The sequence below is a fragment of the Streptomyces sp. WM6372 genome (assembly GCF_001279655.1).
In the GTDB taxonomy this organism is placed as follows: domain Bacteria; phylum Actinomycetota; class Actinomycetes; order Streptomycetales; family Streptomycetaceae; genus Streptomyces.
Genome location: NZ_LGDB01000082.1, coordinates 22,062 through 44,778 on the forward strand (window position 1 = coordinate 22,062; position 22,717 = coordinate 44,778).

The following is a 22,717-nucleotide window of genomic DNA, read 5'->3' on the forward strand; positions in this document are numbered from 1 at the left end:
GGCCCTCGACGCCGCAGCGGATGACCGGCGAGGGATTCCGCGCGCTGTACGAGGAACTGCGCGAGCGCTGCCCGCGCGCCCCCGACGACCGGCGCGGTGCGCTCCGCCACTTGACGCCCGAGCGCGTCGTGGCCGCCGCGGCCGAGGTCCGCTCCGGACGCACGGTGTCCCTGGCCGCGCCCATCGAAACCCTGCCCGGCCCGGACAATCCCGACCCGGCACACCACCGGATGATCGCGCCCGCGGCCGGTGAGACCGGTGAGAGCGGCGGCGACGGGCTGCACTTCGCACGCGACCGGTTCGCGATGAACGTCCACGGGGACGCGGACAGCCATCTCGACGCGCTGTGCCACGTGCTGTTCGACGGGGAGCTCTACAACGGCGTGCCGGCGAGCAGCGTGACCTCCGAGGGAGCCGGGGCGCTCACCGTCGAGGTCGTCCGGGACGGCATCGTCGGCCGCGGCGTGCTCCTGGACGTTCCGCGGCTGCGGGGCCTGCCCTGGCTGGAGCCCGGAGACCACGTGACCGCCGCCGACCTGACCGCGGCGGAGGCGGCCCAGGGAGTCCGGGTCGGGCCGGGGGACGTGCTGTTCGTACGGGTGGGGCACCGCCCCCGGCGCCAGGAGCGCGGGGCGTGGAACGCCGCGCAGTCCCGGGCCGGCCTCCATCCCGAGGCCGTACGGTTCCTGGCCGAACGGCAGGTGGCCGCGCTGGGTTCGGACGGCAACAACGACACCGCCCCCAGCGCGGTGGACGGCGTCGGCTTTCCCGTGCACGTGCTGGCGATGCACGCCATGGGACTGCATCTGATGGACTACCTGCAGTTCGAGGAGTTGACGCGGGCGTGCGCCCGCGAGGGGCGGTGGTCCTTCCTGTGCACGGTGGCGCCGCTCAGGCTTCCGGCGGCCACCGGCTCGCCCGTCAACCCGATCGCCGTGCTGTGAGAGCCCCGGCGCGGGCGGTCCCGCGCGGTCGCTCCGTGCGGTCGCCGTACCCGGGAAGGAGGGCTACGTTCGAAGGGGTGGGGGTGGCTGCCGTGTCTCGGCAGCGCGCAGAGAGAGGACCCGGTGACAGAGCGGGCCCGCGAGCGCAAGGACGGTGGTCGCCGTGGGCGACTCCCCGCACTACGACGTCGTCATCATCGGCACCGGCGCCGGCGGCGGTACGCTCGCCCACCGGCTCGCGCCCTCCGGCAAACGGGTACTCATCCTCGAACGCGGTGACTACCTCCCCCGCGAGCGGGACAACTGGGACTCCACCGCGGTGTTCGTCAAGGGCAAGTACCGGGCCCCGGAGTTCTGGCTGGACAAGCACGGCAACGAGTTCCCGCCCGAGGTCAACTACTACGTCGGCGGCAACACCAAGTTCTACGGCGCCGCCCTCTTCCGGCTGCGGCCCGAGGACTTCGGGGAGCTCCGCCACCACGGCGGGCTGTCGCCGGCCTGGCCGATCCGGTACGAGGACCTGGAGCCGTACTACACCCAGGCCGAGCACCTGTACAAGGTGCACGGACGCCACGGGGAGGACCCGTGGGAGGGGCCGTCCAGTGCCCAGTACGCCTATCCGCCGGTCGAACACGAGCCGCGGATCCAGCAGCTGAGCGACGACCTGGAGAAGCGCGGCCTGCACCCGTTCCACCTGCCCATCGGGGTCGACCTGAGCCAGGACGAGAACGGGCGGGCGACCAGCTCCAGCGTCTGCATCCGCTGCGACCGCGTGGACGGTTTCCCCTGCCTGGTGCGCGCCAAGTCGGACGCCCAGGTGATCTGCGTGGAGCCGGCCCTACAGCACCCGAACGTCGAGATGATCACCAATGCCCGGGTGGTCCGGCTGGAGACCGACCCCACCGGACGCAGCGTCAGCACCGTCGTCACCCGGAGCGAGGACGGGGACGAGACCACCTACTCCGCGGACATCGTGGTCGTCGCCTGCGGGGCGGTCAACTCGGCTGCGCTGCTGCTGGCCTCGGCCAACGACCGCCACCCCGGCGGGCTGGCCAACAGCTCCGACGTGGTCGGCCGGAACTACATGCGCCACAACAACCTCGCTCTGATGGCCATTTCGAAAGAGCCCAACCCCACCAAGTTCCAGAAGACCCTGGCCCTGCACGACTGGTACCTCGGCGCCGACGACTGGGACTACCCGTTGGGCGGCATCCAGATGCTGGGCAAGTCGGACGCCGACCAGATCCACGGTGAGGCGCCCCGCTGGGCGGGGGCCGTGACCCCCGACATGCCCTTCGAGGTCATGGCCCACCACGCGGTCGACTTCTGGCTGTGCGGCGAGGACCTTCCGCTCCCCGACAACCGGGTCACCGTCGACGGAGACGGCACCATCCGTCTCGTGCTCGACGAGAAGAACAACATCGAGGGGCTGAAACGCCTGCGGCACAAGCTCCAGGGCATGCTCGGCCATCTGGGGATGCACGAACACCGGCTCCTGTCGCGGAGCATCTACCTCCACAAGGGCATGCCGATCGGCGCCACGGCGCACCAGGCCGGCACCGTCCGGTTCGGCGACGACCCGGCCACCTCCGCCCTGGACGTGAACTGCAAGGCGCACGACCTCGACAACCTGTACGTGGTCGACACGAGCTTCTTCCCGAGCATCGGCGCGGTCAATCCGTCCCTCACGGCGATCGCGAACGCCCTGCGGGTGGGCGACCACCTGGTGGAACGGCTCAGCTGACCCCGGAGGTTCCTCCGACCGGGCGTCGATGCTCGGCCGCGTGGCCCAAGACCGCCTCGCCCGGGACGCCGATCCCCCCCAGGGGTGCTTTGGTGGCGTTCGGGCCCTGCCGGGCCGCGGTCCGGCGGACCGGATCGGGCATTCGAGGAGGCGGTCGATCGTGAGTTCCACCGAGGGCGTACCGCGGGGAGTGATCCCCGCCCACCTGCTCAAGGGGCAGAAGGCGCTGGTCACCGGCGCCAACAGCGGGATCGGGAAGGCCACGGCCATCGGCTTGGGCCGGGCCGGCGCCGACGTGGTCGTGAACTACGTGGCGGGCAAGGAGGACGCCGAGAAGGTGGTCGAGGAGATCGCCTCGTTCGGCGTGCGCGCCGCCGCGTACGAGGCGGACGTGTCCCAGGAGGACCAGGTCGTGGCCATGATGGACCGGATGGTCCAGGAGTTCGGCACGATCGACATCCTCGTCGCCAACGCCGGACTGCAGCGCGACGCCCCGTTCGAGGAGATGACGCTCGCCCAGTGGCAGAAGGTGCTGGACGTCAACCTCACGGGCCAGTTCCTCTGCGCGCGGGAGGCGACGAAGGAGTTCCTGCGGCGCGGCGTCGTCCCGGAGGTGTCCCGTGCCGCCGGAAAGATCATCTGCATGAGCTCGGTCCACCAGATCATTCCCTGGGCGGGGCACGTGAACTACGCCTCCTCCAAGGGCGGCGTGCAGATGATGATGGCGACCCTGGCCCAGGAACTCGCGCCCAAGAAGATCCGTGTGAACGCGATCGCGCCCGGTGCCATCAAGACGCCGATCAACCGGAGCGCGTGGGAGACGCCACAGGCTCGGGAGGACCTGCTCAAGCTGATCCCGTACGTGCGCATCGGTGACCCCGAGGACATCGCCCACGCGGCCGTGGCCCTCGCCTCCGACCTCATGGACTACGTCGTGGGCACCACGCTCTACGTGGACGGCGGGATGACCCTCTTCCCCGGCTTCGCCACCGGCGGCTGAGCCCCCTCCGACCTGTCATCCCGAGCGCCGAAGGAACGTATGCACACCACGCTCCATCTGCTGGCGGCGGACGCCCCCGCCCAAATGCTCCCGGCCAGGGAGCTCATGGCGTTCACCCTCGCCTCCCACATCATCCTGGTGCCGATGGGGGTGGCGCTGCCGCTCATCACCCTCGTCATGCACTACCGCGGCCTGCGCAAGAACGACGCAACGGCCCTGCTGCTGGCCCGGCGCTGGTCGGCCGTGATGGCCGTGCAGTTCGCGATCGGGGTCGTCACCGGAACCGTGCTGTCGTTCGAGTTCGGCCTGCTCTGGCCGGGCCTGATGGGCAGGTGGGGCGATGTCTTCGGCATCGGCTTCGGCGTGGAGGCTTGGGCGTTCTTCCTCGAAGCGGTGCTCATCGCCATCTACCTGTACGGCTGGCGCAGGCTGAAGCCCCGCACCCACTTCCTGCTCGGGCTGCCGCTGCCGGCCACCGCGCTGCTGGGCGCGTTCGGCATCCTCGCCGCCAACTCGTGGATGAACACCCCACAGGGGTTCACGCTCGACTCGCAGGGCAACCCGGTCGACGTGAACGTCTGGAAGGCCATCTTCACCCCGATGTTCGGTCCCCAGTACTGGCATTTCGTGGTGGCGATGCTGGTGACGGCGGGCTACGTCGTGGCCGGCGTCTACGCCGCCGGGTGGCTCCGCGGCCGCCGGGACCGCTACCACCGGCTCGGGTTCACCGTCCCCTTCACCCTCGCTGCGGTGGCCACTCCGGTGCAGTTCATCCTGGGCGACTCGATCGCCCGGCAGGTGTTCCAGAAGCAGCCCGTGAAGTTCGCCGCGACGGAGATCGTCTGGGAGACCGACACCCACGTCCCGGAGTACCTCTACGGCCGGCTCCATCCGGACGGCACCGTCTCCGGCGGCATCAAGATCCCCCAACTCGACTCCATCCTGGCCGGGTTCAGTCCGGACACCAAGGTGACCGGGCTGGCCTCCGTACCGGCGAGCGACCGCCCGAACGCCACGCAGGCCACGATCGCCCACTGGGCCTTCGACACCATGGTCATGATCGGCTCCCTGCTCGTGCTGCTCGCCCTCTGGTACGGCCTGGTCTGGCTGCGCCACCGCCGGCTGCCCCGCTCCAAATGGTTCTACCGCAGCGCCGCCTGCGCCGGAGTGGGCTCCGTCGTCGCCGTCGAATGCGGCTGGATCACGACCGAGGTGGGGCGCCAGCCCTGGATCGTCTACCAGAACATGCGCGTCGCGGAGGCCGTCACCTCGACCCGCTCCACCACCCTCTGGATCATGTTCGGGCTCGTGGTCGTGGTGTACGTGGCCGTCTTCGGGGCGTTCCTCCTGGTGCTGCTGAAGATGCGCGACGGCTGGCGCCTGGCCGACGAGCGGGCGGACGGGCGGGCGGACGGGCGGCAGGGGGAGCCGCCGGAGGGACCGGAGGCGGTCACCCCCTACGGTCCGCGCCCTGCCGTCCCGGTCGGTGACGCCCCGTCCTCGGGAGACGACGGCTCCACACCGTCCGGGGGAGGTGGTGCGTGATGGCCGACTTCCTCGCTTTCGTGCTGCTGCTCGCCGTGGCCGCGTACGCCTGCGCCGGTGGCACCGACTACGGGGCGGGCTTCTGGGACCTGACGGCCGGCGGAGCCGAGCGCGGCAAGCGCCCGAGGTGGCTGATCGACCACGCCATGGCGCCCGTGTGGGAGGTCAACAACGTCTGGCTGATCTTCATCTTCATCCTCATGTGGACCGGGTTCCCCGTGCTGTTCCAGACGGTGTTCACGGCGATGTGGCTCCCGCTGGCGCTGGCCGCCCTCGGCCTGGTCCTGCGCGGCGCCGGGTTCGCCCTGCGCAAACCCAGCCGTCGGCTGGCCCGGCGGCGCCTCTACGGCGCCGTGTTCGCGATCGCCTCCCTGCTCACCCCGTTCTTCCTCGGGGCGGCCGTCGGCGGCATCGCCTCCGGCCGGGTCGCGCCGGGTACGGAGGCCTCCGCGGACGCGTGGGCCAACCCCACCTCCCTCCTGTTCGGGCTGCTCACCGTCGCCACGACGGCGCTCCTCGGCGCGGTGTTCCTGACCGCCGACGCGGCGCGCTTCGACGCACCCGACCTGGTCGGCTACTTCCGGCTCCGCGCCCTCGTCACGCTCGTCGCGGTCGCCCTGACGGCCGTGGGCGTGCTCCTCGTCACCCACGGCGACGCCCCCCACATCTGGCACGGGCTGACCCACGGTGCGGGGCTCGCCCTCGTGATCGTGGCCGCGGTGTTCTTCGCGGCCACCGGACTGCTCGTGCTGCGGGGGCAGACGCACTGGGCCCGTTTCAGCGCCGTCGGCATCGTCGGCGCGGCCGTCTTCGCCTGGGGGCTCGCACAGCGCCCCTACCTCATCCCCACTTCCCTGACCGTGGCGGATGCCGCCGGCGATTCCGAGACGCTGCTCTGGCTCTCGGTGGTCAGCCTCGTCGCCCTGCTGCTCGTCGCCCCGGCCGTCTTCTTCCTCTACTGGCTCGACACCCACGGCGAGCTGGAACCCCTCACCGAGTCCGACCTGCGCCGGGCCGGCCCCACGAGGGGTGACGCGGCCGACGGCGACTGAGCTCACGGCGCCGCGCCGCCCCCGCGGCCGCGCTCCCGTCCACCCAGGGGAGCGCGGCCGCCGGAACCTCGTCGAGTCCCCCATCGCGCCCGTACGGCGAGGAAGGAAACCGCTGTGAGCGAGAACGACGTCCTCCTCGGCATCGCCCTGACCGTGGCCCTGGCCGCCGTCTGCCAGATCCTGGCCGGCAAGCTGCGCATCCCGGCGCTGATCCTGCTGCTGCCGGCCGGCTTCGCCGCGGGCGCCATCACCGACGTCGTTCACCCGGACCAGCTGATCGGAGACGACTTCTCCGCCCTCGTGTCGCTATCCGTGGCGGTGATCCTCTACGACGCCGGTCTCGGCCTCGACCTGCACAACCTCACCGGACAGACGCGCGCGATCGTGGGCAGACTGCTGCTCTTCGGGGTGGCCATCACCTTCCTGGCCGTCTGCGCCGTTGGTCCGGCCCTGTTCAGCATGTCGCTCAGGGTGGCCGCGATGGTCGGCATGATCCTCGTCGTGTCGGGGCCCACGGTCGTGGGCCCCCTGCTCCAGTACGTGCGGCCCACGGACAAGGTGCGGCGCCTGCTGATCTGGGAAGGGACGCTGACCGACCCGATCGGCGCCATCCTCGGAGCCCTCGTCTTCCACGCCATCGACACGACGAACCGGATCGACATCGGCCGGGGCTACCAGCTGGGCCAGTTCCTCATCAGCATCGCGGTCGGCCTCGTCGGCGGATGCGTGGGGGTCGCGCTGCTGTGGCTGACCCTGCGCGTGCTGCGGCTCGGCGAGACGCTCGGCACCCTGGCGCAGTTGGCCACGGTCATCGCCGTGTCGGCGGGCTGTGACATCGTCCGCGACGACACCGGGCTCATCGCGGCCATCGTCATCGGCATGGCCGCCGCCAACATCCGGGGCTTCGACATGCCCGCCCGCCGGCCCTTCTTCGAGACACTGGTCCAGCTGATCATCGGACTGCTGTTCATCTCCATCTCGGCCAGCGTCACCCCCGCCTCCCTGAAGCCCGTGCTCCTGCCCACGCTCGTCCTCGTCGTGTTCCTCGTCCTCGTGGTGCGGCCGCTCGTGGCCTTCGTCGCGACCATGGGCAAGGACATGACCAGGGGAGAACGCGGGTTCACGGGCTGGATGGCGCCGCGCGGCATCGTCGCGGCCTCGACCGCCGCCGCCTTCTCCGCGAGCCTGGTCCAACTGGGGCTGCGCGGCGCCTCGAAGATCCTTCCCATCACCTTCCTGGTGATCGTCTCCACGGTCGTGCTGTACGCCCTGACCGCCGCCCCCATGGCCCGGCGGCTCGGCGTCGCCCAGCCGAACCTCACGCGCCCGCTGCTCGTGGGCGGCGCTCCGTGGGCGATCGCGCTGGGACGGGCCCTGCGGTCGGCGGGGCTGGACGTGCAGATGTGGGCGGGAATGGGCGAGGAACGCGAACGGATCAAGGACGCCGGGATCCAGCTGGCCAGAGGAGACCTGCTGGCGACGGCCACCAACCCCCGCGCGCGGCTGGAGGGGGTCAACGCCGTCTACCTGCTCACCGATGACGACGACTTCAACGCGCTCGCGTCGGTGGTGGTCGAGGACAACGTCGAGGGCCCCGTCTACCGGGTGGGACCGCCGCACGAGGGCCACGGCGTCGTCGCGCCCTACACCGGCGGCGCCGTCCTGTTCGGCGGCTCACTCGTCAGACACGTCCTGGCGGAACAGTACGAACAGGGCGCCCGGTTCCTGGTGCAGCCCGCCTCCGACCCCGTCCCGCCACGGCACGAAACGCTGTTCGTGGTCACCGCCGGCGGCCGGCTGGATCCGGTCGACGAGACGCAGCCGGTGATCCCGCACGAGGGCGACCTCCTCGTCCTGCTCGGCCCCGTTCCCACGGTCTGATCTAGTCGCCCTGCTGCAAGCGGTTCAGGGTCTCGTCCAGCGTGATGGCCGCGTCGATGAGCGCGAGATGGGTGAAGGCCTGCGGGAAGTTGCCGAGCTGGCGGCCCGTCAGGGCGATCTCCTCGGAGAACAGGCCGAGGTGGTTGGCGTACGTCATCATCTTCTCGAGCACGAGCCTGGCCTGATCGGCCCGCCCGGCCCGCGCCAGGGCGTCGACGTACATGAAGGTGCACAGGGAGAAGGTCCCTTCGGACCCGCGCAGACCGTCGGGCGAGGCCTCGGGGTTGTAGCGGTAGACCAGGCTGTCGGTGACCAGCTCCCGGTCCATCGCGTCCAAAGTGGACGTCCACATCGGGTCGTCGGGCGTGATGAACCCGACCGTCGGCATCCGCAGCAGCGAGGAGTCGAGCACATCGCTCCCGTAGTGCTGGACGAACGCCTTGCGGCCCGGGTCCCAGCCCTTCGCCAGCACCTGCTCGTAGATGTGGTCGCGCTCGGCGGCCCAGCGGGCGCTCTCGGCCGGCCGGCCGTGGGCAACGGCCAGCCGCAGCGCACGGTCGAACGCGACCCAGGACATCACCCGGCCGTAGGTGAAGTGCTGGCGCCCGCCGCGGGTCTCCCACAGCCCCTCGCCGGCCTGGTCCCAGTGGTCCACGAGCCATTCGAGCAGCGTGCGCAGCGACTTCCAGCCCTGGATGTCCAGGTGGATGCCATGCTGGTGGGCGAAGGAGATGCTGTCGAGCGCCTCGCCGTAGATGTCCAGCTGCAACTGTGTCGCGGCCCCGTTGCCGATCCGCACCGGGGCGGATCCCTGGTACCCCTCCCAGTGCTCCAGGGTCTCCTCGTAGAGATCGGAGGAACCGTCCACCCGGTACATGATGTTCAGCGGTCCCGTGTCGGTGTCGCGACCGGCCTTCTCCTTCACCCGGTCGCTCAGCCAGCCGATGAACGCCCTCGCCTCATCGGTGAACCCCAGCCCCAGCAGGGCGTACACGGAGAAGGACGCGTCTCGGATCCAGGTGAACCGGTAGTCCCAGTTGCGCTCGCCGCCCAGTTGTTCCGGCAGTCCCGCCGTGGGGGCCGCCACCAGGGCGCCGCTGGGTGCGTACGTCATCAACTTCAGCGTCACGGCGGAGCGCTCGACGGTCTCGCGCCAACGGCCCGTGTACCGGGACTGGCGCAGCCACGACCGCCAGTACTCCCTGGTGGCGGCGAAGAGCTCCTGGAACTCGGCGACCCGGACCTCGCGCGGCGGTCCGTCCGCGGCCGACTCCATGATCAGACCGCGCTGCTGTCCGGCCTCAAGGGCGAGTTCGACGCGCAGGTCGTGCTCTCCGGTGAGGGAGTGCACCAACCGGTCGTCCTCGGGCTCCCGCACCACGCTGAGGGTGAGTTCCAGGCCGTCGGAGGCGAACACCGCTCCGTTCTCGGTGACGTGCAGCGTGTGGGGCTTGCGGCCGTAGTCGAACCGCGGTGCGATGTCGACCTGGAAGGTCATGCTGCCCCGTACGCAGCGGAGCATCCGCACGAGGCGATGGCGGTCGGTGGCCGTCGTCCCGGTCACCGGCATGAAGTCGACCACCTCGCCGGCACCGGACTCGGTCATGAACCGCGTCACGAGAATGGCGGTGTCCGGCAGGTACAACTGCTTCGTGGTGTACGTGCTTTCCATCGGCTTGACCGTGAAATGGCCGCCCTTCTCCCAGTCGAGAAGAGCACCGAACACGCTGGGCGAATCGAAACGCGGACAGCAGAACCAGTCGATCGTTCCGTCCGTGGTCACCAGTGCCGCGGTCTGCAGATCACCGATCAGGCCATGGTTTTCGATCAGCGGGTAGTCAGCCATGGGAGAGCCCCTTCCGACGCCACCCCATCAGCTTAAGCACAGGTTTCCGGGCGAGCCTCCCGAGCGGGCCGCCTCTGCGCCCGCCGGGAAACGGCCTTAGCATCGGAACGCACGAATGGGCTGTTCAGGTCGCATCGCACCGCCGAATCCGGAGGCTGCCCGTGCTGTCGACCCTTGCGCCGGCTCCCGATGCCCACGAGGGCGTCCGGTGTGGTCCGCACGGGTGCGGACGATGATGTCCTGGGCGGCGCGCTTCCGGTTGCGGCAGTACGCCAAGGCGAGCCTGTGGATCGTCCCCCTGCTCGGTCTTCTGCTGGGCGCCCTGCTCGCCGAAGCGGCCGCCGCCGCGGAGGGGGCGGGCTGGCTGCCGGGCACCTGGCAGTACTCCGCCTCGACGGCGAGCACGGTACTCAGTTCGGTCGTCGGGTCCATGGTCGCGCTGCTGGGGTTCGTCGTGACCATCGGCGTACTCGTCGTCCAGCAGGCCACGGGAACCTTGTCCCCGCGCTACATGCGCCTGTGGTACCGCGACCGGCTGCAGAAGGCCGTGCTGGCCACGTTCACCGGAACGTTCGCCTTCGCCTACTCCCTCTTGCGCGGCATCGAGTCGGACTCCGTCCCCGACCTGGGGGTGACCCTGTCGGGCGTGGCCGTCTCCGTCAGCCTCATGCTGCTGCTCATCTACCTCAACCGGTTCACCCACAACCTCCGGCCCGTGGCCATCGCCGACCTGGTGGGGAGGTTGGGCCAGAAGGTGCTCGACCAGGGGACGGAACACCTCCATCGCCACGCGGCACGCGACGGGGCGTCCCTGCCCCGTACCGGTCCGGTGACCCACATCCGCTCCGCACGCGGGGGAGTCATCCAGGCGTTCGACGCGGTGGGGCTGATCGCCGCAGCCGTCCGCGACGACTGCGTCCTCGTACTGGCCCACCAGATCGGCGACTTCGTACCGCCCGGCACCACCTTGGTGGAGGCGTACGGCTCCGCGCCGTCATTCGACCCGCGGCAGGTGACCGGACGCGTCTCCCTCGGAACCGAGCGGACCATCGAGCAGGACCCCGCCTTCGCCCTGCGCATCCTCGTCGACATCGCCATCCGCGCCCTCTCACCCGCCGTGAACGACCCCACGACGGCCGTGCAGGTCCTCAACCACATCGACACGTTCCTGCACACGGTCGGCCGGGCCCGGTTGCGCGAGCAGTACGTGCTCGCCGACGACCAGGGCCGGCCGCGGCTGGTGGTACCGGGCCGCAGCTGGGAGGAGTACCTCCGGGTCGGCGTCACCGAGATCCGCGAGTACGGGGCCACGTCCCTCCAGGTGTGCAGGCGACTGCGCGCGCTGCTGGAGGACCTGCTGGAGACCCAGTCGGCCGAGCGCCTGCCGGCCGTACGCGCAGAGCTCGCCCTCCTCGACGAATCCGTCCTGCGCACGTTCACCGACCCCGCCCGCCGCGCCAGTGCGCAGACCGCGGACCGGCAGGGCATCGGCGGCGGACGGCGCCCCCGGAGCGAACCCTCCCGATGATCCGGCCGTTCACCCGCTCGGACGCGCAATGCTCGCCGCTGCCCCGTCCCGGTGGTCGGCTGCAAGGTGAACCCTCACGGGCAGGAGAGGACGTGTCATGACGGACGAAGGTGCCACCGCCCCCGGCGGGGAGCCCACACGCGAGCCCGGCCCGGACGCGGAGCGCTCTGAACTCGAACGTCTGCGCACCCGGGTGGCGGCGCTGGAGGCCGACAAGGCGGCCCGCGCACCCCATCACCGGTGGAAGTCGTTCTTCGCCGCCCTGCTCATCGTCATCGGCTGTGTGCTCGCCCCGCTCGCGGCCGTCGCGGCGTGGACGTCGAGCGTGGTCGGCGACACGGACCGCTACGTGGCGACGGTCGCCCCGCTCGCGTCCGATCCGGACGTCCAGGCCGCGGCGGCCAACCGGGTCACCAACGCGGTGATGGAGCACATCGACCTCCCGTCCCTGCTGGAAGGCGTGGGTCCCGACGACCGGCCACTCGTGGAGAAGGCGCTCGGCAAGCTCGGCGACTCGCTGGAGAGCGCCCTCCGCAGCTTCGTCCACGACAAGGCGCAGGACATCATCGCCTCCGAGACGTTCGAGCGGATCTGGACCGATGCCAACCGCCGTATCCACACCGCGGTGGACAAGGCCCTCACGGGCAGCGGCGGGGGCGCCGTGAAGATCAACAACGACTCGGTCACCGTCGACCTGGGCCCCGTCGTCGACCAGGTGAAACAGCGCCTCGTCGACGAAGGGCTGAAGGCGGCCGCGAAGATCCCCGAGGTGCACACCGACTTCACCGTCCTGCGGGCGGACGACATCGGCAAGGTCAAGACCTACTTCCGCCTCCTGCAGATCGCCGGCAACTGGCTGCCGTTCCTCTCGGTGCTGCTGATCGCCGCCGGTGTGCTCCTCTCCCGTCACCGGCGCCGCGTTCTCGTGACGGCGGCACTCGCCTTCGCCTTCGCCACGCTCATGCTCGGCGTCGGCCTGACCGTCTTCCGCGTGGTGTACCTGAACGCGCTGCCGGACAGCGTCTCGCAGCCCGCGGCCGGAAGCGTGTACGACGCGTTGACGCACTACCTCCGTACGACGGTCCGGATGGCCGTGACGCTCGGCCTCGTGGTCGCCCTGGCCGCCTGGCTGACCGGCCCCGGCCGCTGGGCCACCTTCGTACGGCAGATGTGGAACTCGGGCATCGGGGCCGCCCGTTCCACGGCGGACCGCGCGGGCCTGCGAACCGGCCCGGTGGGCCCGTTCGTCCACCGGTACCGCACCTGGATCACCTGGATCCTGGTCGCCGCGGCCGTGCTGACCGTCGTGCTGTGGAGCTACCCGACCGGCTGGGTCATCGTCGGCATCGCCCTCGCGTTCCTCTTCGCGATGGCGGTGGCGGACTTCCTCGGGGAGAACGGGAGCGCCCGGACCGCGGCCCGGGCGGGAGCACAGGAGCCGCCACCCCGGTGACAGGACCTCGACTCCAGGGGCGGGACGCAGCCCTTCGGGAGCCTGCCTGCCGCGAACTTCGAGGACTGCCGCCCGAGCTCGTCGTCCCACGAACTGGAGAGCCCGACATGACCGAGAAGAGTGCACGTCCCGTCCTGGAGCCTGCCGCGACCGCGCTCGCGCAGGCCACGGCGAAGCCGCCGTTCCTGTTCCAGATGCCGCCGGCCGAGGGCCGCAAGGCCCTGGACGAGCTCCAGTCGGGTGAGATCGCCGCGCCCGATGCGGACGAGGAATGGGTGACCGTCCCGGGCGGCCCCACCGGCGAGGTCAGGGTGCGGATCGTCCGTCCGGCAGGGGCGGCCGGCCCGCTGCCGGTGATCGTCTACATCCACGGCGCCGGCTGGGTGTTCGGCAACGCCCACACCCACGACCGCCTCGTCCGCGAGCTCGCGGCCGGTGTCGGCGCCGCCGTGGTGTTCCCCGAGTACGGCCTCTCGCCCGAGCACCGCTACCCCGTCGCGATCGAGCAGAACTGGACCGTCGCCCGCTGGGTCGTCACCGACGGAGCGGCGCACGGCCTCGACTCCACCCGGATCGCCGTCGTGGGTGACTCGGTCGGCGGGAACATGGCCATCGCCCTGACCTTCATGGCCAAGGAACGCGGCGGACTGGACCTGCGCCAGCAGGTCCTCTTCTACCCCGTCACCGACGCCGCCTTCGACACCGGCTCCTACCAGCAGTTCGCTTCGGACTACTACCTGCGCCGCGACGGCATGCAGTGGTTCTGGGACCAGTACACCACCGACCCCGCTGACCGGGCCAAGATCACCGCCTCACCCCTGCGCGCCACCACCGAGCAGCTCACCGGACTGCCCCCGGCCCTGGTCATCACCGCGGAGGCCGACGTCCTGCGCGACGAGGGCGAGGCCTACGCCGAGAAGCTGCGCGCCGCCGGCGTCCCCGTCACGGCCGTCCGCCAACAGGGGGCCGTCCACGACTTCGTCATGCTCAACGCCCTGCGCGAGACCCACGCCGCCGAAGCCGCCATCAGCCAGGCCGTCACCACCCTGCACACCGCACTCGGCGCCGCCTGAGCGGTCCGGATCGCGCCCGGCGCACTCGTTCGCCGGGACGCGGTCCGCGGGGGCGGCCCCGGACGGCGGGCCGCCCCCGCGAGGGGAGGGGAGGGGAGGGGAGGGGCTTACTGGCCGGGCTTGCGGCCGTGGTTGGCGCCCTTCTTGCGGCGTGACCTCTTCTTGCGTGCGCGCTTGGACATGGAGGTACGGGATCCCTTCAGGCGGTGTGGCCGACGAGGAGGTCGGCGAGCTTGTTGAGGCGCTTGACCGTGCGGTCCTCAGTGGCGGCCGGGGCCGGGGCGACGCGCTCGGAGCGGTCGTAGTAGGCGCCGTTGACGATCTCGGTCGCCGGGTCGCAGAGGCGTACGACGTGGGCCGCGCCCTCGGCGGCCGGCGCGCCCTCGTGCCCGTAGAGGGGGAGGAGGCCGGTCTCGCAGATGCCCGGGTCGACGGAGACGGCGGTGACGCGCGGGTCCGCGGCGAAGACGGTCAGCGCCAGCTGCGACTGCGCGTACGCGGCGAGGCGGGCGTAACGGCGCATGCGCTGCGGGTCGTTCCACTGGATCGCGCCGGTGCGGTGGAGCGAGGAGGAGACGTTGACGACCCGGCCGCCGGGGTCGCTGGTCAGTGCCGGCTCCAGCAGGCTGGTGAGGAGGTAGTGGGCCAGGAAGTTCACCTGGAAGGCGATCTCGTTGCCGTCGGCGGTGAGCGTGTGCCGTTCGGGGGCGGTCATGGCGGCGTTGTTGACCAGCGCGTGCAGCAGGGGGTGGTTCCGTACGACCGTGTGGGCCATGGTCTCGACCTCCTCCAGGCGGGAGAAGTCGGCGGCGAGCGGGTGCAGGAGAGCGCCCTCGACGCCGGCGGTCGCGATCAGCCGGTCGGCGGCGGCCCGGGCCTCCTCGGCGGTGCGCCCGTGGAGGAGGACGCGGGCGCCGCGCTCGGCGAGCATGCGGGCGGCTTCGAAGCCGATGCCGGAGGTGGCCCCGGTGACGAGGACGGTACGGCCGGACAGGGTGTTGGACATGTGTGATCCCTGGATGCAGGCATGACGCATGCGCCCGGCACCCCGGGCGCGGAGCAGCGCGGGGCGTGGGCTCAGGTCATGCGGGGAAGGGGCGAAATGCTCCTACGTCGCTGCCGCTACGGGCTTCATCGGGCCGGAGCCGGGTACGTGGAGCGGATGACGCGCGGCCGGATTCAGACGGCCGGGCGGGCAGCGGGCGCTACCGGCTGCACCGTATTCGGTGGCCGGTCTTCGTGGCGCGGACCGCTGTTCATGGACCCATCCCAGCGCATCGGCATGCCCACGGGCAAGATGCCGGGCCCGGCTTTGACGGGCTCCTGACGGAGGAGCGGAGCAGTCGTGCCCCGCACCGGCCGGCGCCCTCGTGGCGCGGCCCCATTTGACCTTGACACGGTGACAAGGTCTTCATTGCGGTCAGGTACGGCCGTGCGGGGCCGGCCGCGAGGGGAGCAGGAGAAGGCGATGTTGATCGGTGAGGTCGCCAGGCGGTCGGGAGTCAGTGCCCGCATGCTCCGGCACTACGAATCGCTGGGCCTGGTGCGGCCGACGGGACGGACCGGGTCCGGGTACCGGGAGTACTCGGCCGAGGACATCCGGCGGATCTTCCACATCGAGAGCCTGCGCTCCCTGGGCCTGTCGCTGCGCGAGGTCGCACGCGCCCTGGACGACCCGGGGTTCCGGCCCTCGGCTCTCGTGGACGACCTCATCCGCCAGACGCGGGAACGCATCGCCGTCGAGACGGCGCTGCTCACGCGACTGCGCCGGATCGGCGCCGCGGATCCGGCCGGCTGGGAGGAGGTTCTTCACACCGTCGCGCTCCTGCACGCGCTGGGATCGGAGAGCGCCGGGAAACGCCAGCGCGCGGCGCTGGCTTCGGCCGAAGAGGCGCCGCTCCCGGTGGAAGCCCTCGTCGAGGCGGCGCTCGGCGAGACGGATCCGAACGTCGCGGGAGCCCTTCGCTGGGCCGTGGCCCGATCGGGCGATGACGCGCTGGAGCTGCTGGCGCAGGGCCTGGCTTCGCCCGTGGCCGAGGTACGGGAGCGGGCGGTCCGGTCCCTCGCCGAGATTCCGGGCGAACGGGCGACCCTCCTCCTGCGAACCGCCCTCACGAGCCCCGACACCACGGTCCGCAGTCACGCCGCCCTCGCGCTGGGAGCGGCAGGAGCGGCCGACGCGATCCCCACACTCGTCGACATGATCGTCGAGGGTACGAACGACGTCGACGCGGCCGACGCGCTGAGCACGCTGGCCGGCCGACCCGAGCCGGCCGATCGGATCGCCGCCACGCTCGTCGCCCGCCTCCCGCAAGGCCCCGACGCCTCTCCCGCGCGCCGACGACTGACCCAGGCCCTCGCGGACATCCCGGGAACCACCGCCACCCGCGCCCTCACCGAGCTGTCGCACGACGAAGACCCCGGGGTCGCGCTCACGGCGACGTACATCCTCACGCTCCGCGCAGCGCGATGACGGATCGCGCGGATCGTGCGCCGCACTCCGTCACTGAACAGCCTTTCGCCCCACGGAGGTTGCGCGACTGTGGAATGGTTTATTCCGGTGGGGATGAGGGGGCGTCGCCGCATCGATCCGGTCAGCCTGGTGGGCCGTTCGGCGAACGGGGGGTGGCCGCGACCTGGGCGGCGGGTGCGGGAGGTCGGGTCACACCGGTCGACACGCCGCGCCCCTGCGGGGCGTGGGCCTGCGAGAGGTCGGCGGGAGCTGCGCGCATACCCCTCACGCAACCGATATCCGAACGAACTGTCCGTAAATCGACCGCCGATGTGCGGCGGACCTTCATGCCTGGCAGGCTCGGCCTCAGTTGAGCGCTGCATGGAAGTCGTAGCGCCCCTAAAGCCTTCGAATCGAAAGCGAGTCTTGTCATGCGTCACCGCTTAGCCACCGTCTCCGCCGCCTCTCTCCTCTGTCTCGCCGGCGCCACGGGCGTGGCGGACGCGAGCCCCACGAGCCTGTACGCCCCCTCCGCCATGGTCTTCACCGTCACCCAGGGGGACGACGCCGCCACGGGTACGGTCCTGCGGGCGACCGTACTCAGCTGCGCCTACGCCGCCGAGGGCACGCACCCCGCCCCCAGGGCCGCCTGCGACGCCCTCAACGCCACGGGCGGCGAGTTCAACCGCCTGCTGGCCGCTCCGCATCCGGACCGGGCGTGCCCGATGCACTACGACCCCGTCACGGTCACCGCGGACGGCGTATGGCGCGGCGCCCACGTCACGTGGAAGCACACCTTCTCCAACGCGTGCGCGATGTCCGCGACCCTGAACGGGAACCCCGTCTACGCGTTCTGACGCCCGTGGGTCGCACACCCCGCGGATCGTTGTGCATGCGACGGGTGTGACGGGGCAGACGGCCTGTCGGAAGGACGGCCGCCGCGCACCCGGCGCCCGGGGGACGGGACGCGTGGGAACCGCTGCCCCCGCCGTGCGCAATGGTCCGGTTTCGCCTAGTTTGGGCACCGTCGAGATTCCATTCCCCACACCAAGGAGATCACCATGGCTGACAAGGGAAAGATGGACCAGGCCAAGGGCAAGGCCAAGGAGACCGTCGGCAAGGTCACCGGCAACGACCGGATGAAGGCCGAGGGCAAGATGGACCAAGCCAAGGGCAAGGCGAAGGAGGCCCTGGGCGAGACCGAGGAGCGTGCCCGCGGCATCCAGGACTCGCTGCGCGACAAGCGCGACAGGACCTGACGCCGCCCCGGCGAGCCCTCGCGGCTCGCGGGTGAGCGAGGACGCGGCCCCCCGGCGCCTGGGCGTCGTGGGGTCGCATCCCGTTGATCAGCGCAGATCGGCAGATCAAGGGAGCAGTGGTGGCCGAGACGGAACTCGACGCGTTCGCCGACGTCCTGGACGGCCCCGTGTACGTGGTCACGGTGGCCGCGGCGGGCGAGCGGTCGGGCTGCCTGGTGGGCTTCGCCTCGCAGTGCTCGATCGGGCCGCCGCGCTTCGTGGTGTGGCTCTCCCGGCTCAACCACACGTTCCGCGTGGCCCGCGGCGCCTCGCACCTGGCGGTGCACGTACTGGACCGCGGCCAGCGGTCGCTGGCCGAGCTGTTCGGCGGCGAGACGGGCGACGAGGTGGACAAGTTCGAACGGGTGGACTGGAGGCCGAGCGCCGACGGCAGTCCCCTGCTGACCGGCGCCCGCGCGTGGTTCGTCGGCCGGATCGAGGCGAGGGTCGACGGGGGAGACCACGTGGGCTTCGTCCTGGCACCCACCGAGACCTCCCCAGCGGTGCGGACCGCGCCCGCTCTGCTGCGGTACGACGACGTCAAGGAGATCGACGCCGGCCACCCGGTCTGACCGGTCAGGCCACCGGGGCGGGCCGCCGGGGCGGGCCGCCCGGGTCAGGCCGACCGTCCGTGCCGGCGGCGCCCGGCACCGGTGTCGGCGACCCTCATCACGCCCAGGCGGCCCCCGTCACGCCCAGCGGGGCCTTCGCGGCAGCGGGTGGTGTGCTGTGCCGGGGGCGCGGCCCCTGCCGGAGCGGGTGGGGGATGCGGCGTCGGCGGTGAAGGTCCGGCCCGCGGCGTCCACCCTCAGCCCTTCCAGTACGGCTGCCTGCCGCCGGGCCCGGTCCAGCAGCCGGTCGACGGCAGCCGGGTCGAGGCCGGACGAGGCGCCGGCGAGGGTGCTCAGCGACCGCCACAGGGACGCCTTGCCCTCCACCCCGAGCCGCATGGCCTCCAGTTCGAGGACGTCACTGAGGGGTGAACGTCTCACCAGCCGTCCGTTGAGCTTGGCCCTGCCGGCCTTCTCGGCCAGACGGCCCATGACGACCCTGGACCACTGCGCGGGGACGTCGAGGGCCGTCATGATCTCGCGCAGGCTCTCCCGGTCCTCGGTGATCTGTTCGGCGAGCTCGGCCAGGGGCGGCCCCGCCGGCGTACCGCGGTGGTTCCGTGCCATGCGGCGGATGAGGGCGACGCCGGCACTGGCGCCCGCGAGGTGGTCGTTCAGGTAGATCGTGAGGAGGCGCCGTGAGGCTGGAACGGGGGAGGAACGGGCTTCCGGGCTCCGGGGGTGGGCTTCCATGGCACTGTTCCGATCGTTTGGACGTCAGGGCCGCCGTCTCCGCCGCCCCGCCGTGTGCGGGTCCCCGACTCGTGCCGCTCACGTGGGCGGGGGAGTGGCCCTTGGCGTCTGACCAGCCTGACGGCCCTCAAACCGGCGGTCACCGAGAGTGGGACCGCCTCTCTCGCCGTGACCGGTCCATCGGCGCGGGGTGCGCGTTTGTTCAAGAAGCCGGCGCGGAGGTGGTTCCAGGATGGGGGCGTCCCGGCAGCCGCCGGGCGGCACCTCGTGAAGGGACGCATCCCGTGTTCGACACGCGCAAGACGACGTTCGGCGTCGTCGCGGCAGGAACGCTCGCGGCTTCCGTGCTCCTCGGCGCACCCGCCGGAGCGGCCGCCGCCCCCGCCGCGGACGCCACGGCCCGGTACGCCTCGTTCGAGGGACGGACCCTGGACCTGTCCGGCGACTGGGGCGAGGCCAGGGTCTGCATGGTGTGGCAGGGCCGCGGGGCGGTGGAGTGCTTCCGTACGGCCGCCGAACAGGAGGCACGGGCTGGGCAGTTGCGCGCCACCGCCACCGCGCGGCAGGTCCTCGCCGCCTGCTCCACCCCGCTGGACCTGTACCAGTACACGGACAAGGGTGGCCGCGACCTGAAGTTCTACGACCGCGGGTACTGGCAGAACCTCTCCGCGTACAGCTTCGACAACGCCACGTCCTCCTACTGGACCGGCGCCTGTACGGCGCACCTCGCGGAGAACGCGGGCGGCGGCGGGTACTGGTACCCGGGCAACACCGGCCCCAACCACATCGAGAACGCGATGCGCAGCGGCTGGGACAACCGGGTCAGCTCCATCAAGATCGACTGACCCGGCCGGGCAGCACGATGCTGGTGACCTGCCCGGTCACCCGGTCGACCCCGGCCGGCCCGGGCAGGTCGGCACCGCGCTCCGACCGGAACCGCCGCGGCGAGCGCCCGCTCATCGCCCTGAACTCCCGGTTCATATGGGCCTGGTCGCTGAACCCGCAGGCCGCGGCCACGTCGGCGAGCGGGCGGCCGCCGTGGTTGACCAGCCACAGCGCGCGCTGGAAGCGCAGGACGCGCGCCGCGGTCTTCGGCGTCAGACCGATCTGCTCCCGGAAGAGGTACTCCAGCCGCCGCCTGCCGCGGCCGGTGCGTACCGCCAGCTCCCCGACCGGGAGGCTGCCACCGCTGCGGACCAACTCCCCCCACGCGCGGCGCAGCGGCTCGGCGGCACGCGTACCGGTCGCCTCGGTCCAGGTGCGGAGCGTCTCGTCCAGCAAGGCGAAGCGCGGACCCCAACCGACCGCTTCGTACAGGGCCTCGGCCAGCAGATCGGCCCGCCGGCCGAGGAGTTCGACCGGCTCGGCCATCCGGTCGGCCAGGTCGCCCATCGGCTGGCCGAGGAGTCCGAACGCCGCCCACGGCGCGAGGAGCACCTCCACGCCCTCCACCCGGCCCGCGTGTTCACCGAGCGTGGGCCGGGTCTGGAGGCCCGAGAGCAGCGCGGTGTAGGGGCGGGCGGTCGCGTCGCGCTGCGTGCCGAGCGTCACCCACACCGGGTCGGCGAGGTTGAAGACCAGCGAGACACAGGCGTCCGGCACCTCCAGCCGCCGGCGCCCGTACCCGAGGTCCATGCGGTAGCCCCGGTAACCGCGCACACCCGGCCGCAGCCGCGGATGCGGCAGGCCGCGCACCACTTCCCACGTGCCATGGGGGCAGGCGTCCCTGGCGAGGGCCCGGGACGGGGGAGGTAAGCCGGACGGCACGTCACGCCTCCTTCGGCCCCGGGGGCGACAGGGTGGTGGAGCGGTGTGTCGCGTCTGCAAGGTGCACGCGGGCATCGGTGCCCCGGCATCCGCCGCTCCATGCACCGCGCCCCCGGAAGGGCTGGATCACGACGCCGGGCACCCGTACGGCCGGACGTCCGTCCCTACGGGCGGACGGGCGGACGGGCGGACAGGTGGACGGCGGTACGCGAGCGGTGCGCGACGTGCCGTTCGGCATGCGTTCACATGACAACCCGTCGGACGCCGACGGCCGTTCGGGGCCGGCCGGGACCCTCGTGTGGCTCCAGCCCCCACTCACCCGGGACGGTCACCGTGCTCGAAGCAGGCACATCCCAGCGGCGTCTTCGCCTCGCCCCGCTCCACCTCGCCGTCGCCGGCTCCACGCTGGCGGCCGCCGCGATGCTGTTCGCGCCCGCGGCGCACGCGGCCCCTGCCGACGACATCCGCATCAACGAGGTGGTGACGACCGGCAGCGTCGACGACTCGATCGAGCTGTTCAACAAGGGCGCGGCCGCGGTCGACATCTCGGGCTGGATCCTCAAGGACGACGACAAGAGCTCGAAGTTCACGATCCCGTCCGGGACGGTGCTCGCCCCCGGGGCGGCCCGCGCCTTCGACGTGGACGCGGCGTTCGGCCTCGGCTCCGGTGACCAGGCCCGCCTCTACCTCCCCGACGGCAGCACCCTGGTCGACAGCTTCGGCTGGAGCAGCCACTCCAGTCCTTCCTGGTCGCGCTGCCCCGACGGCACCGGCGCCTTCGCCAAGGCGGCCCTGACGCTCGGCGCGCCGAACGACTGCGGCTCCGGGGGCGGCGCCACGAACCCGGTGGCCTGGCCCGGCGGCAGCTCCGCGACGACGGCCGACGGTTCGAACGTATTCGGCCAGGACCTCAGCGGCCTGTACCAGGAGGGCTCCGTGCTGTGGGGCGCCCAGAACTCCGGCAAGCTGTGGCGGCTGGTCCGCGACGGCTCCGGCGGCTGGCGCCCGGACACCGCGAACGGCTGGTCCTCCGGCAAGACCCTGCGCTACCCCGGCGGCACCGGCAGCCCGGACAGCGAGGCCGTCACCCTGACCGGCGCGGGCGCGGCGGGCGGCGCGTACGTCGCGACCGAGCGCAACGGCGACGCGTCCGGCACCAGCCGGCTGTCCGTCCTGCGCTACGACGTCACCACCGGCGCGGGCAGTGCCCTGACCGCCACGAAGGAGTGGAACCTGACGGCAGGCCTGCCCGCCGTCGGCTCCAACCTCGGCTTCGAGGCGATCACCTGGATCCCCGACGCCACCCTGACGGCGGCCGGTTTCAAGGACGAGTCGACCGGCGCGGCCTACGACCCGAACCGGTACGGCGCGCACACCGGCGGCGTCTTCTTCCTCGGGGTCGAGGGCACCGGCGCCGTCTACGGCTACGTCCTGGCGGACGGCGGGGCCGCGACCCGCGTCGCCACGATCGCCGGCGGCGTGTCCGGCGTGATGGAGCTCCAGTGGGAGCCGCAGGCCGCGCGGCTGTGGCTGGTGTGTGACGACACCTGCGACGGCCGGCACCGGACCATGAAGATCGGCGCCTCCGGCACCTTCGCCCTCACCGCCACCTACGACCGCCCGAGCGGCATGCCGGACCTCAACAACGAGGGCTTCGCGCTCGCCGGAGCCGACGAATGCGTGAGCGGCACCAAGCCCGTGTACTGGTCCGACGACAGCAACACCGGCGGCCACGCACTGCGCAGGGGCACCATCGGCTGCTGACCCCGTCCCGGCGGCCCCCCGGCCCGGCCCTCCTCCCCGCCCGCACACGGGACCTGACGGCACCCC

Annotated in this window: 20 protein-coding genes; 15 read left to right on the forward strand and 5 right to left on the reverse strand. The window is 71.8% G+C overall.

Translation table 11 applies throughout. The features are described from left to right. Window positions 1–20 precede the first annotated feature (20 nt). The 6 genes from ADK52_RS08165 (at window position 21) to ADK52_RS08190 (ending at window position 8,166) form a co-directional block, all read left to right on the forward strand. Complete coding sequence (locus ADK52_RS08165; RefSeq protein WP_053689159.1) at window positions 21–944, forward strand: cyclase family protein; 924 nt, start codon at window positions 21–23, stop codon at window positions 942–944. A gap of 163 nt (window positions 945–1,107) precedes the next feature. Continuing rightward, entirely contained in the window at window positions 1,108–2,688 is a 1,581-nt protein-coding gene (locus tag ADK52_RS08170) for a GMC oxidoreductase (RefSeq protein WP_053689088.1), read from the forward strand. Window positions 2,689–2,893: 205 nt separating this feature from the next. Beyond that, window positions 2,894–3,688, forward strand: a complete 795-nt coding sequence (locus tag ADK52_RS08175) for an SDR family oxidoreductase (RefSeq protein WP_053689160.1) — start codon at window positions 2,894–2,896, stop codon at window positions 3,686–3,688. Window positions 3,689–3,727: 39 nt separating this feature from the next. Beyond that, the gene (locus tag ADK52_RS08180) at window positions 3,728–5,233 is read left to right on the forward strand and encodes a cytochrome ubiquinol oxidase subunit I (protein ID WP_053689089.1); all 1,506 of its coding nucleotides are present in this window, start codon (window positions 3,728–3,730) and stop codon (window positions 5,231–5,233) included. Continuing rightward, window positions 5,233–6,285 (forward strand): cytochrome d ubiquinol oxidase subunit II, encoded by a 1,053-nt coding sequence (locus ADK52_RS08185; protein WP_053689090.1) that lies wholly within the window; start codon window positions 5,233–5,235, stop codon window positions 6,283–6,285. Before ADK52_RS08180 ends, ADK52_RS08185 begins: the two co-directional genes overlap by 1 nt. A gap of 114 nt (window positions 6,286–6,399) precedes the next feature. Further along, on the forward strand, window positions 6,400–8,166 hold the full coding sequence (locus ADK52_RS08190) for a cation:proton antiporter (RefSeq protein WP_053689091.1): 1,767 nt from the start codon (window positions 6,400–6,402) through the stop codon (window positions 8,164–8,166). A gap of 1 nt (window position 8,167) precedes the next feature. Here the strand turns inward: ADK52_RS08190 and ADK52_RS08195 are convergent, their stop codons facing one another. After that, window positions 8,168–10,012 (reverse strand): glycoside hydrolase family 15 protein, encoded by a 1,845-nt coding sequence (locus ADK52_RS08195; protein WP_053689092.1) that lies wholly within the window; start codon window positions 10,010–10,012, stop codon window positions 8,168–8,170. A 232-nt stretch (window positions 10,013–10,244) separates the two neighbouring features. Between ADK52_RS08195 and ADK52_RS08200 the strand changes: the two genes are divergently transcribed. The 3 genes from ADK52_RS08200 to ADK52_RS08210 all read left to right on the forward strand — a co-directional run bounded on the left by ADK52_RS08200 (window position 10,245) and on the right by ADK52_RS08210 (window position 14,066). Beyond that, complete coding sequence (locus ADK52_RS08200; RefSeq protein ID WP_234343553.1) at window positions 10,245–11,540, forward strand: DUF2254 domain-containing protein; 1,296 nt, start codon at window positions 10,245–10,247, stop codon at window positions 11,538–11,540. 97 nt (window positions 11,541–11,637) lie between these two features. Then, window positions 11,638–12,993, forward strand: coding sequence for a hypothetical protein (locus ADK52_RS08205; protein WP_053689093.1), 1,356 nt, complete (start codon window positions 11,638–11,640; stop codon window positions 12,991–12,993). Window positions 12,994–13,100: 107 nt separating this feature from the next. Further along, entirely contained in the window at window positions 13,101–14,066 is a 966-nt protein-coding gene (locus ADK52_RS08210) for an alpha/beta hydrolase (protein ID WP_053689094.1), read from the forward strand. A 107-nt stretch (window positions 14,067–14,173) separates the two neighbouring features. Here ADK52_RS08210 and ADK52_RS44955 read toward each other — a convergent pair whose 3' ends face one another. Both ADK52_RS44955 and ADK52_RS08215 read right to left on the reverse strand, forming a co-directional pair. After that, a complete protein-coding gene (locus tag ADK52_RS44955) occupies window positions 14,174–14,248 on the reverse strand; it encodes a 50S ribosomal protein bL37 (RefSeq protein WP_402420495.1) in 75 nt (24 codons plus the stop codon). 17 nt (window positions 14,249–14,265) lie between these two features. Next, window positions 14,266–15,072 carry an SDR family NAD(P)-dependent oxidoreductase gene (locus ADK52_RS08215; RefSeq protein WP_053689095.1) on the reverse strand — a complete coding sequence of 269 codons (807 nt, stop codon included), beginning with the start codon at window positions 15,070–15,072 and terminating at the stop codon, window positions 14,266–14,268. Between the two features lie 462 nt (window positions 15,073–15,534). On the opposite strand from ADK52_RS08215, the gene ADK52_RS08225 reads away from it, so the two are divergent. The 4 genes from ADK52_RS08225 to ADK52_RS08240 all read left to right on the forward strand — a co-directional run bounded on the left by ADK52_RS08225 (window position 15,535) and on the right by ADK52_RS08240 (window position 18,388). Continuing rightward, entirely contained in the window at window positions 15,535–16,539 is a 1,005-nt protein-coding gene (locus ADK52_RS08225) for a MerR family transcriptional regulator (RefSeq protein ID WP_053689097.1), read from the forward strand. Between the two features lie 410 nt (window positions 16,540–16,949). Then, complete coding sequence (locus tag ADK52_RS08230; RefSeq protein WP_053689098.1) at window positions 16,950–17,375, forward strand: subtilase-type protease inhibitor; 426 nt, start codon at window positions 16,950–16,952, stop codon at window positions 17,373–17,375. A gap of 204 nt (window positions 17,376–17,579) precedes the next feature. Next, entirely contained in the window at window positions 17,580–17,777 is a 198-nt protein-coding gene (locus ADK52_RS08235) for a CsbD family protein (RefSeq protein WP_053689099.1), read from the forward strand. A 119-nt stretch (window positions 17,778–17,896) separates the two neighbouring features. Continuing rightward, complete coding sequence (locus tag ADK52_RS08240) at window positions 17,897–18,388, forward strand: flavin reductase family protein (RefSeq protein ID WP_107090003.1); 492 nt, start codon at window positions 17,897–17,899, stop codon at window positions 18,386–18,388. Between the two features lie 117 nt (window positions 18,389–18,505). Here ADK52_RS08240 and ADK52_RS08245 read toward each other — a convergent pair whose 3' ends face one another. Beyond that, entirely contained in the window at window positions 18,506–18,994 is a 489-nt protein-coding gene (locus ADK52_RS08245) for a hypothetical protein (protein ID WP_324615890.1), read from the reverse strand. 410 nt (window positions 18,995–19,404) lie between these two features. Here ADK52_RS08245 and ADK52_RS08250 point away from each other — a divergent pair, with 410 nt between their 5' ends. Further along, window positions 19,405–19,965 (forward strand): hypothetical protein, encoded by a 561-nt coding sequence (locus tag ADK52_RS08250; RefSeq protein WP_053689101.1) that lies wholly within the window; start codon window positions 19,405–19,407, stop codon window positions 19,963–19,965. Here the strand turns inward: ADK52_RS08250 and ADK52_RS44395 are convergent. Continuing rightward, window positions 19,952–20,887 (reverse strand): helix-turn-helix domain-containing protein, encoded by a 936-nt coding sequence (locus ADK52_RS44395; RefSeq protein WP_267887239.1) that lies wholly within the window; start codon window positions 20,885–20,887, stop codon window positions 19,952–19,954. The genes ADK52_RS08250 and ADK52_RS44395 overlap by 14 nt on opposite strands. A 420-nt stretch (window positions 20,888–21,307) precedes the next feature. Here ADK52_RS44395 and ADK52_RS08260 point away from each other — a divergent pair, with 420 nt between their 5' ends. Next, window positions 21,308–22,651 carry a lamin tail domain-containing protein gene (locus ADK52_RS08260; protein ID WP_053689164.1) on the forward strand — a complete coding sequence of 448 codons (1,344 nt, stop codon included), beginning with the start codon at window positions 21,308–21,310 and terminating at the stop codon, window positions 22,649–22,651. The last annotated feature ends 66 nt before the right edge of the window (window positions 22,652–22,717 follow it).

Excerpts from the sequence above, each read along its gene's own strand:
- ADK52_RS08165 (WP_053689159.1), top strand. The coding sequence starts at position 21 with ATGACCGGCGAGGGATTCCGCGCGCTGTACGAGGAACTGCGCGAGCGC.
- ADK52_RS08180 (WP_053689089.1), top strand. The coding sequence starts at position 3,728 with ATGCACACCACGCTCCATCTGCTGGCGGCGGACGCCCCCGCCCAAATG.
- ADK52_RS08185 (WP_053689090.1), top strand. The coding sequence starts at position 5,233 with ATGGCCGACTTCCTCGCTTTCGTGCTGCTGCTCGCCGTGGCCGCGTAC.
- ADK52_RS08195 (WP_053689092.1), bottom strand. The coding sequence starts at position 10,012 with ATGGCTGACTACCCGCTGATCGAAAACCATGGCCTGATCGGTGATCTG.
- ADK52_RS08200 (WP_234343553.1), top strand. The coding sequence starts at position 10,245 with ATGATGTCCTGGGCGGCGCGCTTCCGGTTGCGGCAGTACGCCAAGGCG.
- ADK52_RS08205 (WP_053689093.1), top strand. The coding sequence starts at position 11,638 with ATGACGGACGAAGGTGCCACCGCCCCCGGCGGGGAGCCCACACGCGAG.
- ADK52_RS08210 (WP_053689094.1), top strand. The coding sequence starts at position 13,101 with ATGACCGAGAAGAGTGCACGTCCCGTCCTGGAGCCTGCCGCGACCGCG.
- ADK52_RS08215 (WP_053689095.1), bottom strand. The coding sequence starts at position 15,072 with ATGTCCAACACCCTGTCCGGCCGTACCGTCCTCGTCACCGGGGCCACC.
- ADK52_RS08225 (WP_053689097.1), top strand. The coding sequence starts at position 15,535 with ATGTTGATCGGTGAGGTCGCCAGGCGGTCGGGAGTCAGTGCCCGCATG.
- ADK52_RS08230 (WP_053689098.1), top strand. The coding sequence starts at position 16,950 with ATGCGTCACCGCTTAGCCACCGTCTCCGCCGCCTCTCTCCTCTGTCTC.
- ADK52_RS08235 (WP_053689099.1), top strand. The coding sequence starts at position 17,580 with ATGGCTGACAAGGGAAAGATGGACCAGGCCAAGGGCAAGGCCAAGGAG.
- ADK52_RS08245 (WP_324615890.1), bottom strand. The coding sequence starts at position 18,994 with ATGGCACGGAACCACCGCGGTACGCCGGCGGGGCCGCCCCTGGCCGAG.
- ADK52_RS08260 (WP_053689164.1), top strand. The coding sequence starts at position 21,308 with ATGCTGTTCGCGCCCGCGGCGCACGCGGCCCCTGCCGACGACATCCGC.